The organism is Nocardia sp. NPDC050435, assembly GCF_040655395.1.
Lineage (GTDB): Bacteria > Actinomycetota > Actinomycetes > Mycobacteriales > Mycobacteriaceae > Nocardia.
Genome location: NZ_JBFAJW010000007.1, coordinates 306,364 through 324,022 on the forward strand (window position 1 = coordinate 306,364; position 17,659 = coordinate 324,022).

At 69.1% G+C, this 17,659-nt stretch carries 19 protein-coding genes; 9 read left to right on the forward strand and 10 right to left on the reverse strand.

What is annotated here, in order from left to right; translation table 11 throughout:
* The first annotated feature begins 62 nt into the window (after positions 1–62).
* Both AB0I43_RS22945 and AB0I43_RS22950 read left to right on the forward strand, forming a co-directional pair.
* Positions 63–440: a ribonuclease domain-containing protein gene (locus AB0I43_RS22945; RefSeq protein ID WP_356974124.1), complete on the forward strand. Its 378-nt coding sequence runs from the start codon at positions 63–65 to the stop codon at positions 438–440.
* Positions 440–925, forward strand: coding sequence for a barstar family protein (locus AB0I43_RS22950; protein WP_356973947.1), 486 nt, complete (start codon positions 440–442; stop codon positions 923–925). Before AB0I43_RS22945 ends, AB0I43_RS22950 begins: the two co-directional genes overlap by 1 nt.
* On the opposite strand, the gene AB0I43_RS22955 is transcribed toward AB0I43_RS22950, so the two are convergent.
* A complete protein-coding gene (locus tag AB0I43_RS22955) occupies positions 911–1,561 on the reverse strand; it encodes a TetR/AcrR family transcriptional regulator (RefSeq protein ID WP_356973948.1) in 651 nt (216 codons plus the stop codon). The two genes, AB0I43_RS22950 and AB0I43_RS22955, sit on opposite strands and share 15 nt — an antisense overlap.
* A 146-nt stretch (positions 1,562–1,707) precedes the next feature.
* Between AB0I43_RS22955 and AB0I43_RS22960 the strand changes: the two genes are divergently transcribed.
* The 3 genes from AB0I43_RS22960 to yhjD are packed head-to-tail and all read left to right on the forward strand — an operon-like array spanning position 1,708 to position 4,757.
* Complete coding sequence (locus tag AB0I43_RS22960) at positions 1,708–2,637, forward strand: oxygenase MpaB family protein (RefSeq protein WP_356973949.1); 930 nt, start codon at positions 1,708–1,710, stop codon at positions 2,635–2,637.
* 21 nt (positions 2,638–2,658) lie between these two features.
* The gene (gene trpS / locus AB0I43_RS22965; protein WP_356973950.1) at positions 2,659–3,690 is read left to right on the forward strand and encodes a tryptophan--tRNA ligase; all 1,032 of its coding nucleotides are present in this window, start codon (positions 2,659–2,661) and stop codon (positions 3,688–3,690) included.
* A 44-nt stretch (positions 3,691–3,734) separates the two neighbouring features.
* Positions 3,735–4,757, forward strand: coding sequence for an inner membrane protein YhjD (yhjD, locus tag AB0I43_RS22970; protein WP_356973951.1), 1,023 nt, complete (start codon positions 3,735–3,737; stop codon positions 4,755–4,757).
* A gap of 81 nt (positions 4,758–4,838) precedes the next feature.
* On the opposite strand, the gene AB0I43_RS22975 is transcribed toward yhjD, so the two are convergent.
* Both AB0I43_RS22975 and AB0I43_RS22980 read right to left on the reverse strand, forming a co-directional pair.
* Positions 4,839–5,498 carry a hypothetical protein gene (locus AB0I43_RS22975; RefSeq protein WP_356973952.1) on the reverse strand — a complete coding sequence of 220 codons (660 nt, stop codon included), beginning with the start codon at positions 5,496–5,498 and terminating at the stop codon, positions 4,839–4,841.
* Positions 5,499–5,679: 181 nt separating this feature from the next.
* Positions 5,680–6,954 (reverse strand): D-alanyl-D-alanine carboxypeptidase family protein, encoded by a 1,275-nt coding sequence (locus tag AB0I43_RS22980; protein ID WP_356973953.1) that lies wholly within the window; start codon positions 6,952–6,954, stop codon positions 5,680–5,682.
* A gap of 140 nt (positions 6,955–7,094) precedes the next feature.
* Here AB0I43_RS22980 and AB0I43_RS22985 point away from each other — a divergent pair, with 140 nt between their 5' ends.
* Together AB0I43_RS22985 and AB0I43_RS22990 are read left to right on the forward strand one after the other, a co-directional pair.
* Positions 7,095–8,612, forward strand: coding sequence for an MFS transporter (locus AB0I43_RS22985; protein ID WP_356973954.1), 1,518 nt, complete (start codon positions 7,095–7,097; stop codon positions 8,610–8,612).
* Positions 8,602–9,204 carry a TetR family transcriptional regulator gene (locus AB0I43_RS22990; protein WP_356973955.1) on the forward strand — a complete coding sequence of 201 codons (603 nt, stop codon included), beginning with the start codon at positions 8,602–8,604 and terminating at the stop codon, positions 9,202–9,204. Before AB0I43_RS22985 ends, AB0I43_RS22990 begins: the two co-directional genes overlap by 11 nt.
* On the opposite strand, the gene AB0I43_RS22995 is transcribed toward AB0I43_RS22990, so the two are convergent.
* Together AB0I43_RS22995 and radC are read right to left on the reverse strand one after the other, a co-directional pair.
* Positions 9,201–10,121 (reverse strand): alpha/beta hydrolase, encoded by a 921-nt coding sequence (locus tag AB0I43_RS22995; protein ID WP_356973956.1) that lies wholly within the window; start codon positions 10,119–10,121, stop codon positions 9,201–9,203. The genes AB0I43_RS22990 and AB0I43_RS22995 overlap by 4 nt on opposite strands.
* A 39-nt stretch (positions 10,122–10,160) precedes the next feature.
* Complete coding sequence (radC, locus tag AB0I43_RS23000; RefSeq protein ID WP_356973957.1) at positions 10,161–10,844, reverse strand: DNA repair protein RadC; 684 nt, start codon at positions 10,842–10,844, stop codon at positions 10,161–10,163.
* 120 nt (positions 10,845–10,964) lie between these two features.
* Between radC and AB0I43_RS23005 the strand changes: the two genes are divergently transcribed.
* Entirely contained in the window at positions 10,965–12,506 is a 1,542-nt protein-coding gene (locus AB0I43_RS23005) for an alpha/beta fold hydrolase (protein ID WP_356973958.1), read from the forward strand.
* Between the two features lies 1 nt (position 12,507).
* Here AB0I43_RS23005 and AB0I43_RS23010 read toward each other — a convergent pair whose 3' ends face one another.
* Positions 12,508–12,714 carry a type II toxin-antitoxin system VapB family antitoxin gene (locus AB0I43_RS23010; RefSeq protein ID WP_356973959.1) on the reverse strand — a complete coding sequence of 69 codons (207 nt, stop codon included), beginning with the start codon at positions 12,712–12,714 and terminating at the stop codon, positions 12,508–12,510.
* Between the two features lie 308 nt (positions 12,715–13,022).
* On the opposite strand from AB0I43_RS23010, the gene AB0I43_RS23015 reads away from it, so the two are divergent.
* Positions 13,023–13,928: a phenylalanine 4-monooxygenase gene (locus AB0I43_RS23015; RefSeq protein ID WP_356973960.1), complete on the forward strand. Its 906-nt coding sequence runs from the start codon at positions 13,023–13,025 to the stop codon at positions 13,926–13,928.
* 58 nt (positions 13,929–13,986) lie between these two features.
* Here the strand turns inward: AB0I43_RS23015 and AB0I43_RS23020 are convergent, their stop codons facing one another.
* The 4 genes from AB0I43_RS23020 to sdhC are packed head-to-tail and all read right to left on the reverse strand — an operon-like array spanning position 13,987 to position 17,373.
* Positions 13,987–14,757, reverse strand: a complete 771-nt coding sequence (locus AB0I43_RS23020; protein ID WP_356973961.1) for a succinate dehydrogenase iron-sulfur subunit — start codon at positions 14,755–14,757, stop codon at positions 13,987–13,989.
* Complete coding sequence (sdhA, locus tag AB0I43_RS23025) at positions 14,757–16,508, reverse strand: succinate dehydrogenase flavoprotein subunit (protein WP_356974125.1); 1,752 nt, start codon at positions 16,506–16,508, stop codon at positions 14,757–14,759. Before sdhA ends, AB0I43_RS23020 begins: the two co-directional genes overlap by 1 nt.
* 30 nt (positions 16,509–16,538) lie before the next feature.
* On the reverse strand, positions 16,539–16,970 hold the full coding sequence (locus AB0I43_RS23030; protein ID WP_356973962.1) for a succinate dehydrogenase hydrophobic membrane anchor subunit: 432 nt from the start codon (positions 16,968–16,970) through the stop codon (positions 16,539–16,541).
* A gap of 1 nt (position 16,971) precedes the next feature.
* The gene (gene sdhC / locus AB0I43_RS23035) at positions 16,972–17,373 is read right to left on the reverse strand and encodes a succinate dehydrogenase, cytochrome b556 subunit (protein ID WP_356973963.1); all 402 of its coding nucleotides are present in this window, start codon (positions 17,371–17,373) and stop codon (positions 16,972–16,974) included.
* Between the last annotated feature and the right edge of the window lie 286 nt (positions 17,374–17,659).

The following is a 17,659-nucleotide window of genomic DNA, read 5'->3' on the forward strand; positions in this document are numbered from 1 at the left end:
AGCTCACCCCGCTCAAGGCGTTCGCGGCGTTCCTGGCGGCGGTCGCGCTCGTCCTGGTCGCCGTGTTGGCCCTGCGCGGGACGGACACCGCGCCCGCGCCAACCGGCCCGGCCGCGGTGTCGGCGACCACCGCGCCCGCGTCGGTCACCCGGGTGCCGGGCGTGCCCGACCGGGCCTACGCCACGCTGCGCGAGATCGACGCGGGCCGCTGGCCGCAATCGGCGAACGCGCCCGGCACCAAAGGTGGCGACCAGTGGATGAATCGCGGCAGCAAGTTGCCGCGCACCGATAGCGCGGGCAAGGCCGTCACCTACCAGGAGTGGGACGTGAATCCCAAGCAGCGCAACCGCTCCCGCGACGCCGAGCGCATCGTCACCGGCAGTGACGGCTCGGCCTGGTACACCGCCGACCACTACGAGACGTTCACGAGGATGCGCTGATGACCACGCCGGTCCCGCTGTCGCGATTCCTGAGCACCCCCGATCGGCTGCCCGCCGCGCCGGCACCGGCGCTCGGCGCCCTGGACGTCGACGCCGCCGAGCTGAGCGGCCTGCGCTACGACGCCCCGCCGGGCTATCTGGTGCGCGAACTGCGCGGCGCGAAGATGCGTACCACCGCTGGCGTGTTCGACGAGTTCGCGGCCGCGTTCCAGTTCCCGTACTACTTCGGCGAGAACAAGGACGCCTTCGACGAATGCCTGCGCGATCTCGGTGAATTCCTCGGCGACGCGGCGGGTTACGTGGCGGTGGTGCGGGATTCGGCCGACCTGCTGGCCGACCAGCCGCGGGAGCTGGACTGGTTCACCTCCGCGATCGCCGACGGCGCCGCGTATTGGGCGCGGCGCGGCATCGGCTTCCGGCTGGTGCTGCAGGGACCCGCCCCGGCCTCGGTGGCGGCGCAGGTGGTTCCGCTAGCTCTCGGCTGACTCGCGCAGCCGCTGGGCCAGATCCTCGCCGAGCAGCACGAACACGTCGGTGGTGTGGTCGATCAGCTCGTCGCGGGAGATCGGCAGTTCGCCCTGCAGCCAGGCGGTGAGCGTCTGCACCAGGCCACCGACCAGGTAGGTGGCCCGGAACTCGATGACCGGATCGGGCCGCTGGTCGGTCATGCCGTAGAAATCTATGCCCTGGGCGGCGACGATCCGCGCGAACAGCCGGATGGATTCGGTGGTCCGGGCTCGCAACTCGGGTGTCGCCTGACCGACCAGCAGCGCCACCTTGGCCTTGCGCGGATCATCGGTGAGCAGGCGGATCCCGGCCGTGATGGCCGAGCGCGCCATCCCGCGGGTGTCGGGCGGGGCGGTGTGCAGGCCGGCCGCGATGGCCATCGCGAGTTCCTCGGTGATCCGGTCGATCAGGCCGGTGAGCACGGCGTCGCGGCTGTCGAAGCTCTCGTAGTAGTACCGCTCGTTCAATCCGGCCTGCGCGCACAGCCCGGCCACGGTGAGTTTGGCCAGGCCCTGCGTGCCGATCAGTTCCAGGGCGGCGTCGAGCAGGGCGGTGCGGCGCTGCGCGCGCCGTTCGTCCGCGGAGATTCCACCGTAGGTCCGCTGTGCTGCCACGCCTCGATTGTTGCAGTGTCGCGGCCGGCGCGGGGGAGAGGCCGCAACCGTGAATCTGGCATGACCTATTGCCAGAAAGCGGTCGGGGCGCGATCCTGGAGACAGCGAGTCTCGATGAGGAGACTCCTGCGGTAAGGGAGGCAGCCGTGGCTGCTGGATATTTCGCCGATCACTCGATGATCCGGCGGGTCATGCGCAAACGGGCCGTCGGCCTCACCTACGGGCAGCGGGCCCTGGTCATCGGGGCCGTGCATCCGCTGCTCTACGTCGGTACCGCCGAGAGTTCGGCGCACCGGATGACCCCGTACACGCGGCTCGCGCTGACCGGCAAGCTGTTCGAGGCGGTATCGCTGGGCAGCAAGGACGAAGCCGATCGGGCGCTGGAATACACCCGCAAGCGCCACGCCCCGGTGCAGGGCGCGCTCCCGGAGGACGCCGGCGCCCACCATTCCGCCGGCACCGCCTACTCCGCGCGCGACCCGCACCTGATGTTCATGACCATGGCCTTCACCCTGGATTCCGCCGAGGTCATGCACGATCTGCTGGTCCGCAGGCTCACCGCGGGCGAACGCGAGGGGCTGTATCAGGACTACGTCCGCTGGGCCGAACTGTTCGGGATGCCCGCCACCGCGGCCCCCGCGGACTACCCGGCCTTCCGGGCCTACTTCGACGGCTACCTCGCCTCGGGCGAGCTGTTCCTCACCGCGGAAGCCCGCCTGGTCGGGTCCTACCTCGCGGGATCACGCGTGCCGTATCCGCAGCGCGCGCCCCTGCACCAGGTGACCTCCGCGTTCTACCTGCTGGTGCAGGGCAGCCTCCCCGCCCGGATCCGCGAGCTCTACGGCATGCGCTGGGGAATCCTCGAGGAAAGCGCCTATCGCACGCTCGCCCAGGGCATACGCTCCGCGCACCTCGAACTGCCGCTGGTGCCCCCGGTGCTGCGCGGCCACCTGAACGGTCCGAGCGCGCCACTGTACAAGCTCGTCGCCAAACGGGAGCGCGAACTCGCCAGGCACGGATTGCCGAGCATGCCCGGGGTGAACGCCGACAACTGGGCGGCCCGAAATTCGGCTTGATGGGCATGAAAAGATCGGAGTATGTCCAGTCCTGCACAGGCCCCGGCCGCTGAACGCAAACAGCGCGTCCTCTCCGGGATCCAGCCCACCAGCGAATCCTTCCACCTCGGCAACTACCTTGGTGCGCTGCAGTACTGGGTGACCATGCAGGACGAGTACGACGCGCTCTACTTCATCCCCGATCTGCACGCCATCACCGTCGCGCAGGATCCCAAGGCGCTGCGCGCCCGCACCAAGGCCGCCGCCGCTCAGCTGCTCGCGCTCGGGATCGACCCGAAGAAGTCGACGCTGTTCGTGCAGAGTCAGGTGCCCGAGCACGCCGAACTGAGCTGGGTGCTGTCCTGCATCACCGGCTTCGGCGAGGCCGGCCGGATGACGCAGTTCAAGGACAAGTCGGCCAAGCAGGGCGCGGAGAACACGACCGTCGGCCTGTTCACCTACCCGGTGCTGATGGCCGCCGACATCCTGCTCTACCGCCCGCACCTGGTGCCGGTCGGTGAGGATCAGCGCCAGCACATGGAGCTGACCCGCAACCTCGCCCAGCGCTTCAACACCCGTTTCAAGAAGACCTTCGTGGTGCCGGAGGGCTACATCGTCAAGGGCACCGCGAAGATCTACGACCTGCAGGATCCGACCTCGAAGATGAGCAAGTCGGCCTCCAGCGACGCCGGCCTGATCAATCTGCTCGACGATCCGAAGGTGACAGCCAAGAAGATCAAATCCGCGGTCACCGACACCGAGCGCGAGATCCGCTACGACACCGCGCAGAAGCCGGGCGTGAGCAATCTGCTGGTGATCCTGAGCTCGCTGACCGGGACGCCGATCGTGACGCTCGAACAGGATTACGCGGGCAAGGGTTACGGTGATCTGAAATCCGACGTCGCCGACGCGCTGGTGGAATTTGTCATCCCGCTGCGTGCGAAGGTGGAAGAGTATTTATCGGATCAGGGCGAACTCGACCGCATCCTCGCCGCCGGTGCCGAGCGGGCGCGTGAGATCGCCGGCAACACTCTCGCACAGGTCTACGAGCGGGTTGGCTTCCTGACGCGCTAGCCCGCGCCGGCACCTGGTGCGCGCGACGGCTCGGAGGCGGACAGGTGCAGATCGACAAGCTCAAAGCCAAGATCGAACAGCGCATTCAGGCCCACCCGTGGCTGGACCATCTGGTCCGCGCGGGTGGGCGCTACAACCGCCAGCGCGGTGACTACTACGCCGCGGGCATCACCTATTTCACGGTGCTGTCGCTGTTTCCGCTGTTGATGGTGGCGTTCGCGGTCGTCGGTTTCGTGCTGTCGAGTCATCCGGAGCTGCTCACCGAACTCCAGCAGAAGATCATCGACGCGATCCCGGGCGAACTCGGCGATCAGCTCAACGACCTGATCGACAGTGCCATCGATTCGCGCGGCACGGTGGGTGTGCTCGGTCTGCTCGGCGCGGTCTACTCGGGGCTGGGCTGGATGGCGAACCTGCGGGCCGCGCTCACCGAACAGTGGGAACAGCAGACGCAGGACGCGGATTGGTTCCGGACCAAGCTGTCCGACCTCGGTGCCCTGGTCGGCCTGGGGCTGGCGTTCGCGATCTCGATCGGCCTGTCCGCGGTGTCCTCCAGCACCCTGGGCGCCCGGCTGCTGATCAACCTCGGGCTGTCGCACGTGCCCGGTGCGCGGCTGATCCTGGTGCTGGCCTCGATCGTGCTCGCGCTGCTCGCCACCTGGGCGGTCTTCGCCTGGATCATCGCCCGGCTGCCCCGCGAACCGGTCTCACTGGCCAGCGCCGCCAAGGCCGCCCTGATCGGCGCCGTCGCCTTCGAACTCTTCAAATACGTTGCGTCCCTGTACCTGCAGACCGTCCTGCGCAGCCCCGCCGGCGCGGCGTTCGGCTCCATCATCGGCCTCATGGTCTTCAGCTACGTCACCTACCGCATCATCCTGTTCGCCACCGCCTGGGCCGCCGAAGCCAACGAGCACCCCACCGCCGAGGCCACCCGCCCCGCCCCGCCGCCCGCCATCATCCGCCCCCGCGTCACCACCCCCACCCATTCCGGCAGCACCGGCCTGGCCCTCTTCAGCGCCGGCGCCCTCACCACCTTCCTGCTCACCGCCCTCCGCCGCCGTCGCTGAACCCAACGCTCGGGTCGAAATCTCGTGCGCGGCCTACTAGACGTCCAGCGGATCGGGCAGAATCTGACTGGTCCGGGGAGCTCAGCGCTGCGAGGAAGAACGCTGATGTGGCGGAACGCTGTTCGCTGCGGGCCAACCGTGCTGCGGCGGAGCGGGGTTCGGGTACGGCTGGTGGTACGCGCCGCCCGGTGTTGGAGCGGCGGGCCATGGTGTGGGGTGGTGCGGTGGGTAGAGGGCCGGCTCGATCAGGGGCTTGTCGGATCGCTTTGCGCGCAGGGCTTTTACGTCTCGTCGGCGGACCGTCGAGAGGTGGTCCTCCTCGTCCATGGCGGCGTCGAGGAGTAGCGCGGCGCCGCGGAGGAAGAAGAGGCTGGTCAGTTGGCCGAGGGGGACCTGGTCGCCGTTGTCACGGCGGATGACGATTAAGCCCAGGAGGGCTTTGCCGAGGCTGGCGTGCAGGACGCGCTGGATCAGGACGCGGTTGACGAAGGACGCCACGATGTAGGTGAGCAGGGCCGCGGGGGCGACGATGAGCAGGGTGATGCCGCGGCCGCGCAGGACATCGATGGTGGCCAGGACGATGCCCACGTGGAGGGCGATGTCGAGAATCCAGCTGAAGAAGGTGCGCAGTTCGCGGGGTGAGGGGTAGCGCGGGTCGGGGTCGTCGCCGTGGAATCTGGGGCGGGGGTCGGGCTCCCGGACTCGTTGTGCCCACTCCCCGAAACGCTGCGCGAAACTCACGCCGCCCAGCATCGCACAGGCGACCGGGTGGTGAATTGTGGGAAATTCGATGGAACCGGAAGGGGCCGTGCGGCGTCCAATGCTATGACGTCGTTGTTCGCGAGGGTTGGTCGCGAGCTTCGACGTGCGGGCGGTCGGTGCCCGAGGGGGGAGCGAGGGCACCGACCGCGGGTGTGCCGGATCAGCGCCGGCTGGTTCGGCGGTGCACGTAGAGCACCAGGGCCAGGACCGCGAGGATGCCGGCGGCCAGCAGGATGCTGCGCAAGGTGGAGCTGCCGGAGTCGGCGGCGGGGGCGGCGTCCTGCTTCGGTGGCGGGGAGGCCAGGGCCGCGGTGGGGTCGGGGGAGTTGGCGTTGCGGCTGGGCAGGGAGCCGACCGTGGCGTCGCGGGGCAGCGCGAAGGCGTAGTCGAGCAGGCGGGCGGCCTGCTGCCAGGGGCGGATCGGCTGCACCTCGCCCTTGAGCAGGGTGATGGCCAGGCGGCGGCCGTCGCGTTCGGCGGCGGCGACGAAGGTGTGGCGGGAGTCGTCGGTGAAGCCGGTCTTGCCGCCGAGCGCGCCGTCGTAGTTGTAGAGCAGGTGGTTGTCGTTGGCGATGACGAAGCCCGGATGGTCTTTGTCGTCGGGGATCTTCGGATCCTTGGGATATCCGGGGAAATCGACCTGCTCGGTGTGGATGAGTTCGGCGAACAGCGGGATGGTCATCGCCTCCCGGAACGCCGCCGCCAGGTCGTAGGCCGAGGTGCTCATGCCGGGGCCGTCCAGGCCCGAGGGGGTCGCGGCCCGGGTGTCGAGCAGGTACAGCGACTTCGCGAGGTCGTTCATCTTCGCCACGGCCGCCTCATCGCCGCCGAGCTGGGTCGCGAGAGCGTGCGCGGCGTCGTTGCCGGAGCACATGATCAGGGCTTGCATGAGCTGGCGATTGGTGTAGCGGCCGCCGGGGCCGATGCCGACGCGGGTGCCGTCGACGTCGGCGTCGGCCTGGGTGCCGATGACGACGGTGTCCAGATCCAGGGTGCGCAGCGCGACGATGGCGAGCAGCACCTTGATGGTGCTGGCCGGGCGGTAGCGGCCGTGCGGGTCCTTCGCGGCCAGGACCGCGCCGGTGTCGATGTCGGTCACCAGCCACGCGGTCGACGAAATGTCCTGCGGCACAGCGGGAGCGCCCTGCGGCAGGACGAGGCCGCAGCCGCCCAGCTGGGAGCCGCCGACGGCGGGCGTCGGGACCGTGAGCGGTTTGGGCGTGGTCGAACCCGGTGCGGGCACCTCGGAGGAATCGACCGGCGCGGGCGGCGTCGTCTTCTGCGGGCAGCCGTCGGTGTTCGGCGTGGTGAACGGTGTGGTCGTCACCGAACTCGGCGGTGTCGGGGCAGCGTACGCGGCCCCGGTCGCGGCCGAGCCGGCCAGCACGGCGCCGGCGCAGCAGGCGGCGAGGAGGGAGGTGCCCTGGATCTTCATCGGTAGCGAGCCTAACGGTGTCGCGGCCGCGCGGCGCGCGCCGGCTTCCGGCGCGCCCCACCGGCATCCGAAGATATTGACAGAGTCTCTAAAATGAGGGTTACTATCAAAATAATGTAGCTTTCATTTCTGGAGGGGTCATGGACACCGCAACGACGCGTCGTTGGCTGGCATTGGGCGCACTGGCGTTCTCGATGCTGGTCATCGGCCTCGACATCACCGTGCTGACCATCGCGCTGCCCACCCTGGCGCTCGATCTGAACGCGAATACCGCTGCGCTGCAATGGTTCAGCAGCGCGTACACGCTCGCGCTGGCCGCCGTGATGCTGCCCGCGGGCGCGCTCGGCGACCGCTACGGGCGCAAGAAGGTCCTGCTGGGCGCTATGCTGCTGTTCGGCGCCGCCTCGCTCGCCTGCGCCTTCGCCGCCGATTCCGGCCAGCTCATCGCCGCCCGCGTGGTGCTCGGCATCGCGGCCGCCGCCATGACACCGCTGTCGCTGGCAGTGCTGCCGGTGTTGTTCCCGGACAAGGCGGAACGCGCGCGGGCGATGACGATCTGGGTCACCGCCACCGCGCTCGGGCTGCCGCTCGGGCCGGTCCTCGGCGGCTGGCTGATCGACAACTTCTGGTGGGGGTCGGTCTTCCTGATCAACGTGCCGATCGCGGTCCTCGGGGCGATCGCCGTGGGCCTGCTGGTGCCGGAGTCGAGCAACCCGGAGCGGCGGCCGCTGGATGCGGTCGGGGTGGTGCTGTCCATGGCCGGAATGTCCGCGCTCACCTACGGTTTCATCCGTTTCGGTGAAGTGGGCTGGGGCAGCGGGCTGGGCTGGCTCATGGTCGTCGCGGGCGGGCTGCTGCTGGCGGGCTTCCTGTTCTGGCAGCGCCGCGCCCGGTACGCGCTGATCGATCTGGCGCTGTTCGCCGGCCCCGGATTCCGCTGGGGGACGGTGTCCACGGTGCTCATCACCTTCGCGATGTTCGGCATGTTCTTCACCGTGCCGCAGTACTTCCAGGCCGTGCTCGGCGTCGACGCGCTCGGCAGCGGCCTGCGGCTGCTGCCGATGATCGGCGGCCTGATCGTCGGCGCGCGGATCAGCGCGCTGCTGATGCCCAAAGCCGGTGCGCGCGTGGTGCTCACGCTCGGGCTGGTGGTGCTGGCGCTCGGACTCGGGCAGGGTGCGCTCACCGCCGTCGACAGTCCCTACTGGTTCACGGCCTGCTGGATAGCCGTCGTCGGTGCGGGCATGGGGCTGGCGATGCCGGTCGGCATGAGCGTCGCCGTGGACGATCTGGATGTGGACCGGGCCGGCGTCGGCTCGGCACTGCTGCAGGCGCTGCGCCAAGCCGCGGGCACCATCGGCGTCGCACTGCTCGGCACCGTCCTGGCCACGCGCTATCGCGGCGAGCTGGGCGCGCTCGACCGGCCGCCCTTCGGCGACGGGGTGAACAGCGGGGTGGCCGCCGCCGGCGACCCGGCCACGCTCGCGCACGTGCAGTCGGCCTTCGTCGACGGCATGAGCCTGATGCTGTGGGTGTGCACCGCGATCTGCGTGCTCGCGGCGCCGCTCGCGTGCTGGGTGCTGCCGCGGCGGCCGGTCGTGCCCGCCGATGCCGCCCGAGTGCGCGTGGATGCGTCAGAATCGACGCATGTCGGTTGACTCACCAGGTGAAACCCCCGCGGTGCCGGGCCTGCGCGAGCGCAAGAAACAGCGCACGCGCCGCACGATCCGCACCGAGGCCTTCCGCCTGTTCCGGGAACAGGGCTACGGCGAAACCACGATCGAGCAGATCGCCGCCGCCGCGGAGGTTTCCCCGAGTACGTTCTTCCGCTATTTCCCGAGCAAAGAGCAGCTGGTGGTGGCCGACGACCTCGACCCACCGATGATCGCCCAGTACCGCGCCCAGCCGCCCGAGCTCTCCCCGATCCTGGCTCTGCGCAACGCGATCAACGCCGTCTACGCCACCCTGACCCCCGCCGAGATCGCCTTCGAGCAGGAACGCCAAGCGCTGCTGCACCACGTGCCGGAACTGCGCGCCGCCGTCGGCCACGAACTCGAGCGCGGCGTCGCCATGATCGCGGCGCTGTTCGCCGAACGCACCGGCCGCTCCGTCGACGACTTCGAGATCCAGGTCGCCGCAGGCGCTTTGGCGGGCGCGGGCCTGGCCATCGCCATGACCTCCCCGATCAACAGCGACAACGTCGGCCGCGCCCTGGAATTCCTCGACCGCGGCCTGCCGCTCACGGACTAGGCTTCCAGCGCGCGCAGGCAGGCATCCCGGATCGCCTGGACGATCTCGTCGGGGGCGTCCAGGTGGGCGGTGGTGTGTTTGGCGGTGGGGAGTTCGCGGTATTCGCCGCGCGGGACGGAGTCGGCCAGGGCGGTGTAGAGGCGGCGTTTGGCCGTGATCAGATCGTCAGTGGCCTTCTTGGAGACGCCGGTGCGCTGGGCCGGGTCGGGGCCGAGGGCGGCCAGGGCGAGCAGCGGTACGTCGGGCAGGGGGCCGCCGGTGGCGAGTTCGGTGTGCAGGGCGCGGACGCTGCGGCGCTCCTTGGCGCCGTTGACCATCCACGCCGCACTGACGTGGCCGTCGACCAGCGGCGTGCGGACCTCGGGCGGCCAAGCGGCGAACATCTTCTTGTAGAACGGTTTCGACAGGACCCGCAGCAGCGTGGTCTGGACGCGGCCGGGCAGCGCGGTGGGCGTCTTGTCCAGGTGCAGCGTTTCGGGCATGTGGGCATCCCAGTCCTGGGTGAAGGAATCCAGGGCGACCAGGGCGGCCACCTGCTCCGGGAAGAGCTGGGCGAAGCGGATCGCGTAGGCGCCGCCGAGCGCGTGCGCGACGAGCACGTAGGGGCCGGGCACGTCCGCCAGGCGGAGCAGCGCGTGCAATTCGGTGGCGACCTCGGTGGCGGTGCGCGGCAGGGTGGCCGGATCGCTCCAGCCGGTGCCGGCGCGGTCGTAGAGCACCGAGGTGGTGAATTCGGCGACGCGGTCGTGCAGGGCCAGGTAATCCAGGCCGACCGCGCCGGCCGCGGGCAGGAACACCACTGCGGGGCCGCCGCTGCCGGAGCGGTGCAGGAACAACCGGCGCTCGGCCAGATCGTAGCGCTGCCCGAGCGGCGGCTCGCCCATGCCGAGTTCGCGTTCGCCTGCCGGTTTCTTCATGCCCGCCTCCCTGTCGTCGTGCCTGCCAGTATCGCCGGGTCAGTCGGCCAGGCGCAGCAGCGGGGCGGCGCAGGCCCAGTGTTCGCCCGCCAGCACCACATGATCGAGGAAGCGCAGACCGACGGTCTGCGCGGCATCGACGAGCAGCGCGGTGGCGCGCCGATCGTCCAGGCTGGGCTCCGGATCGCCGGAGGGGTGATTGTGCACCAGCGCGAAGGCGCGGCCGTCGTGGCGCAGCACCGTGTTCAGGATTTCCCGGATCGGGATCGCGACCTGATCGATGGCGCCCTCGGCGACGAAAACCCGGCGGCGCACCCGGTTCTGCGCGTCGCAGACCAGGACCAGCAGCCGCTCCACCCGGGCGCCGGCGAACAGCGGGCGGGCCACGCCCACCACGTCGGACGCGCTCTCCAGCTGCACGGCCGTGTCGGCGTGGTGGCGGGCCCGGGCGCCGAGATGGAAGGCGGCGATGACGGTGGCGGCCTTGGCGACGCCGATGCCGGTGCGGCGGGCCAGCTCCTCGGGGCGCGCCGCGGCCAGGCCGGTGAGGCCGCCGTGTTCGGCGAGCAGCTCGGCCGCCAGCTCCAGTGCGCTCGCCCCGCGCCGGCCCTGACCCAGCAGCAGCGCCAGTAGCTCGCCGTCGCTGAGCGCCTGCGGGCCCAGCTCGAGCAAGCGCTCCCGGGGCCGTTGCCGGAAGGGCAGATTCGCAATCGGGACCGACATCGGCGTGCCTCCTCGCGGGTTGGAGGACTCGGATCATGCCAGGCCCCACCGACAGCTCCGGGCGCGGTGACGGACGGCCGGTCGGGCAGACTGTGCACAGCCGGATCTGAGGAATAGCGAATGTTCACACGCCGCAAGGCAATCGTCGCCGCGGCCGCACTGCTCGCGGCCGCCTGCACCAGTACGCCCGTCGCCGAACCGCCGAAACCGACGCTGGACCGCTTCTATCAGCAGCAGCTCACCTGGGGTTCGTGTGCGGATTACGACGGCGCCGCGGACGCGGTGCGCGCGGGCCTGGAATGCACCCGCGTGCTGGTGCCGCTGGACTACGCGAACCCGGACGGCGACACCGCCCGCATCGCCCTGTCCCGCCAGCGCGCCCGCGGCGCCAAGATCGGCTCGTTGCTCACGAATCCGGGCGGGCCCGGGGGGCCGGGCCTGACGATGCCCGTCGGCTTGGCCGAGACGCCGCTGGCCGACCGGTTCGACGTGATCGGCATGGACGTGCGCGGTCTCGGCGCCTCGCTGCCGCGCCTGGACTGCCAGGACAGCGCCCAGCTCGCGGTGGAACGGCAGTTGCTCGGCTTCAGCAACGCCTGGGGCGAGATCGACCAGATCGAGGAGGAGCACGAGGATTTCGCCGCCTCGTGTGTGCAGCGGTCGGGTCGCGATCTGATCGCGCACGTCGGCACCGTCGACGTGGCGCGCGACATCGATGTCGTGCGCGCGGTCCTCGGCGACGAGAAGCTGACCTACTTCGGAGTCTCCTACGGCACCCGGATCGGCTCGACCTACGCCGAGATGTTCCCCACTCGGGTGCGCGCCATGGTGCTCGACGGCGCCATCGATCCCGCGCGCAACATCGATGACCCGATCGTCGACGGCGCCGCCTTCCAGCAGGCGTTCGACGCCTACGCCGCCGACTGCGCGAAGGCGCCGGACTGCCCCCTGGGCACCGATCCGGCGCGCACCACCGAGGCGTTCCGCGCGCTGACGCAGACTCTGCTCACCCCCGCCGCCATGGCCGACCCCGACAAGCTCGGCTACCGCGACGTGCTGAGCATCGTGATCAACGGGCTGTACCACCCGAGGTTCTGGCCCGAGGTGACCAAGGTGCTCACGGTCGTGAAGCAGGGCGGTTCCTACCCCTTCGAAGAGGGAACGTTCAGCCCGGGCGGCGAGAACGGCGACTACGTGCACAAGGCCGTGCTCTGCCTGGAGGACGCGCGGGTCACCGATCGCGCCGCCGCGACCGAATTGGAGCGGCGCTACCGCGCGGCGGGCCCGATCTTCGATCCCGGTCAGCTGGCGAACGAGATCGCCCTGGACGTCTGCGCGTTCTGGCCGGTGCCGCCGAACACGCAGCCGCATCGGCTCAGCGCGCCCGGCTTACCGAAAACGGTGGTGGTGGCGACGACCGGCGATCCGGCGACGCACTACCAGGGCGGTGTGAACCTGGCCCAGGCGCTCGGCGCGGCCCTGCTCACCTACGAGGGGTTCCAGCACGGCGCCGTCTTCGACGGTGTGCCGTGCATCGACGAACCGGTGATGAAGTATCTGAACGAACTGGTCGTGCCGCCCGATACCCGGTGCACGAAACCCGCTGTGCCCGTGCGGGCTACCCCGCAGGTGCAGCCGACCACACCGGCGCCGCCCCGCTAGCTCAGCTCTCGACCATCGCCCCGCCGTCCAGCGCCGGGAGCGGGCACAGGGCGGCGGAGGCGATGCGCTCCAGATGGTGGAGTTGCCGCTCGTGCACCACGATTCGGCGCAGGGCCTCGTTGATGGTGGCGTCGGCCTGGTCGGTGCCCATGATGGCGGCCGCCGCGGCGAGTAACTTCTGGTCGAGATCGATCCGTACGGTGCGCATCGCGTCCTCCTTCGTTGTGGCTGTGCCACAGGACTTTCGCCATCTTGCGTCATCCTCCCGCTCATATGCGGCAAATCAGGCGGCGAAGGTTGCGAAGACCTGCGGGCCATACGGGGTGCGCCCGCTGCGCACACGCTACGCAGACTGAACCGGTCGGCTGGCTAATTGCCCGGGCGCGGTGCCGACATGATCAGCAGGATCGGCCCCGGACGCCGGTAATCCGGCCGACCGGCCCGTCCAGCTAGGCAGTTTGCCCAGCTGGAAGGGCTTTCGTTGTCGCGGCGGCCCGGCGGTGCTTGCATCGAGGTATGTTCACCGAAGCCCAGCTGTACTCGCCCGTGACCCGCAGCGGTGACGGCGATGTGACGGTGCATCTCAGCGACGAGCATCCCGGTGTCGGCGATCCCGGCTATCGCACCCGTCGCAACGCCATCGCCGCGCTGGCGCTCGAGTACGCGCCCGGCAAGCCGCTGCCCCGCATCGCCTACACCGAGGAAGAACAACAGGTGTGGCGGACGGTCTCCTACGAACTCGCGCGCAAGCACGAGACCTACGCCTGCCAGGAGGTGCTCGACGCGGCCGCTCGGCTGAACCTGCCCACCGATCACATTCCGCAACTGGACGAGGTCTCCGAGAAACTGTTCCCGCTCAGCGGGTTCCGCTACGTGCCGGCCGCCGGGCTGGTGCCGCTGCGCGAGTTCTTCGGCTCCTTCGCCGACCGGGTCTTCCACTCCACCCAGTACATCCGGCACCACTCCGCCCCGCTCTACACCCCGGAACCCGACGCCATCCACGAGATCATCGGGCACGCCAACCAGATCGCCAGTCCGCGGTTCGCCGCGCTCTACCAGACCGTCGGCGAGGCCGTGGCCCGGCTGCGCACCGACGCCGCGCTGAAGTTCCTGGCCGACGTGTTCTGGTTCTCGATGGAATTCGGCGTGGTCCGCGAGCGCGGCGAAATCCGTTGCTACGGTGCGGGTCTGCTCTCCTCCTACGGCGAGATCACCGAGATCCGCGAGGTCGAGGTGCGTCCGCTCGACGTCACCGAAATGGGCACCGCCACCTACGACATCACCCACTACCAGCCGGTGCTGTACTGCGCGGAATCGATCTCGGAGATCGAGGACGTGGTCGGCGCCTGCTTCGCCGAGATGGACGACGAAACCCCGTTGCGCGCCCAGCACGCCCGCGCCAAAGTCGCGGGGGCGCAGTAGCTTCCAGAACGACGAAGGCCGCCTCCGTCGAAAGACGAAGGCGGCCTTCGAAGTACGGCTAGCGGGCGAAGAGCAGTGCGCGCTTGACTTCCTGGATGGCCTTGGTGACCTCGATGCCGCGAGGGCAGGCGTCGGTGCAGTTGAAGGTGGTGCGGCAGCGCCACACGCCTTCGACGTCGTTGAGGATGTCCAGGCGCTCGCGGGCGGCCTCGTCGCGGCTGTCGAAGATGAAGCGGTGCGCGTTCACGATCGCGGCCGGGCCGAAGTAGCTGCCGTCGCTCCAGTACACGGGGCAGGAGGTGGTGCAGCAGGCGCACAGGATGCACTTGGTGGTGTCGTCGAACCGGGCGCGGTCGGCCTGGCTCTGGATGCGCTCGCGGGTCGGCTCGTTACCGGTGGTGATCAGGTACGGCTTCACCGCGCGGAACGCGTCGAAGAACGGCTCCATGTTCACCACGAGGTCCTTCTCCACGGGCAGGCCGCGGATCGGCTCGACCGAGATGGTGAGGGACTTGCCGCTCTTGGGCAGCATGTCCTTCATCAGCACCTTGCAGGCCAGCCGGTTCACACCGTTGATCCGCATCGCGTCCGAACCGCAGACGCCGTGCGCGCAGGAGCGGCGGAAGGTGAGCGTGCCGTCCAGGTAGGACTTGATGTAGATCAGCACGTTCAGGAAGCGGTCGGTCGGCAGGACCGGCACCTGGAAGGACTCCCAGTGCGCGCCCTGACCGTCCTCCGGGTTGAACCGCGCCACCTTGACGGTGACCATGACCGAGCCCTCGGGCACGGGAGCGGGCTTCTGCGTGGTGGGTTCCGCTACAGCAGTCATCAGTACTTACGCTCCATCGGCTCGTAACGGGTCTGCACCACCGGCTTGTAATCCAGCCGGATGTCGGAGATCAGATCCGGACCGGTCTTGTACGCCATGGTGTGGCGCATGTAGTTGGTGTCGTCGCGGTCCGGGTAGTCCTCGCGGGCGTGGCCGCCGCGCGACTCCTTGCGGTTGAGCGCGCCGACCACGGTGACCTCGGCCAGCTCCAGCAGGAAGCCCAGCTCCACGGCCTCGAGCAGGTCGCTGTTGTAGCGCTTGCCCTTGTCCTGCACGGTGATCCGCGCGTAGCGCTCCTTGAGCGCGTGGATGTCGGTGAGCGCCTGCTTGAGGGTGTCCTCGGTGCGGAACACGGCGGCGTTCATGTCCATCGTGTACTGCAGCTCGGTGCGGATGTCGGCGACGCGCTCGTTGCCGTGATCGGACAGGATCAGCGCCAGCCAGTCCTGCACCATCCGCGCCGGGTTCTCCGGCATCTCGACGAACTCGGTGCGCAGCGCGTACTCCGCGGCGGCGATGCCCGCGCGGCGGCCGAACACGTTGATGTCGAGCAGCGAGTTGGTGCCCAGGCGGTTCGAGCCGTGCACCGAGACACAGGCGCACTCACCGGCGGCGTACAGGCCGGGGACCACGTCGGTGTTGTTGCGCAGCACCTCGCCGCGGATGCGGGTCGGGATGCCGCCCATGACGTAGTGGCAGGTCGGCATGACCGGCACCAGCTCGTGTACCGGGTCCACGCCCAGGTAGGTGCGGGCGAACTCGGTGATGTCGGGCAGCTTCTCCTCGAGCACGTCCTCGCCGAGGTGGGTCACGTCGATGTAGACGTAGTCCTTGTTCGGGCCGGCGCCGCGGCCTTCGAGCACCTCGAGCACCATCGAGCGGGCGACGATGTCGCGCGGCGCGAGGTCCTTGATGGTGGGGGCGTAGCGCTCCATGAAGCGCTCGCCGGAGGCGTTGCGCAGGATGCCGCCCTCGCCGCGGACCGCCTCGGAGATGAGGATGCCCAGGCCGGCCAGACCTGTCGGATGGAACTGGTGGAACTCCATGTCCTCCAGGGGCAGGCCCTTGCGGAAGACGATGGCCATGCCGTCACCGGTGAGGGTGTGGGCATTGGAGGTGGTCTTGTACATGCGACCCGAACCGCCGGTGGCGAACACGATCGACTTCGCGTGGAAGACGTGGATGTCGCCGGTGGCCAGCTCGTAGGCGACCACGCCGGTCGCGACGGGGCCGCGGTCGGAGTCGGTCATGACCAGGTCGAGCACGTAGAACTCGTTGTAGAACTCCACGTCGTGCTTGACGCAGTTCTGGTACAGCGTCTGCAGGATCATGTGGCCGGTGCGGTCGGCGGCGTAACAGGCGCGGCGGACCGGGGCCTTGCCGTGATCGCGGGTGTGGCCGCCGAAGCGACGCTGGTCGATCTTGCCTTCGGGGGTCCGGTTGAACGGCAGACCCATCTTCTCCAGGTCCATCACCGCGTCGATGGCCTCCTTGGCCATGATCTCCGCGGCGTCCTGGTCGACCAGGTAGTCGCCACCCTTGACGGTGTCGAAGGTGTGCCACTCCCAGTTGTCTTCTTCGACGTTCGCCAGCGCGGCGCACATGCCGCCCTGGGCCGCGCCGGTGTGGCTGCGGGTCGGGTACAGCTTGGTCAGCACGGCAGTGCGCGCCCGGGGCCCGGCCTCGATCGCCGCGCGCATGCCGGCGCCACCGGCACCGACGATCACGACGTCGTAGCGATGCTCCTGAATCCGCGAATCACTCACGAGGGGTGCCTGTTCCTAACTGATGTTGGGGTCGAAGGTGAAGATGACGTAGGTGCCCACACCCATGACCAGGATCATGGACACGGCCAGCGCGGTCTTCAGCCAGAAGCGGGTGGAGTCCTTGCGCGAGTAGTCGTCGATGACGGTGCGCAGGCCGTTGCCGCCGTGCAGCTGGGCCAGCCACAGCATGGTCAGGTCCCAGAACTGCCAGAACGGGGAGGACCAGCGGCCCGCCACGAAGGCGAAGTTCAGGCGCTTCACGCCGCCGTCGAGCAGCAGCATGATCGACATGTGCCCGAGCACGAGCACGATCAGCAGCAGGCCGGAGAAGCGCATGAACATCCACGCGTACTTCTCGAAGTTGTTGTTGGAGCGGGCGCGCGGCGAGCGCGGCAGGTCCAGGGAGGCCGGCCGGTCGTGCGACTTGCCGATAACGGGTGCGCTCATGTCAGTGCTCCGTGAAGAGGTAGAAGAACATGCGGCCGATGGCGGGAATGCCCAGCAAGGCCACCACGCCGAGGACCACCCAGAGCATGGCCGTCTGGTAGCGCGGGCCCTTGGCCCAGAAGTCGACCAGGATGACGCGCAGGCCGTTGAACGCGTGGAACAGCACGCAGACAACCAGGCCCATCTCCATCAGGGCGACGATGGGGTTCTTGTAGGTCTCGATGGCCTGGTCGTAGGTATCGGGGCTGACCCGGACCAGTGCGGTGTCCAAGACGTGCACGAAGAGGAAGAAGAACAGGGTGACACCGGTGATCCGGTGCAGCGCCCACGACCACATACCCGGGTCGCCTCGATACAGCGTGAACTTCCGCTTCGGCGGGGCCGGAGCTTCTATCGTGGTCATAGAGTGCGGTGCCTCCAACGTCGTTGATGGACCCGGTCACAGGTCCTGTTTCCGACTGCGGGAGGGGGCGAAATGCCCAGGTGGCCGCGCTTTGTTCCTGAAGCGCTGGCCCGCCGCCGGGAACCTGAACCGATCTGAGTTGGACTCTAATCCTCTACTTATGCCGGAACTAATTCGGCGTGCCGTGCGTTGCGCTACATTGTGGCGAGTTAGGTTTACCTCATTCAATGCGTTTCGGGGTGCGCCATGGCCTCGCCGCGGGCTCGTCCGGTGCGGTGAACGGGAG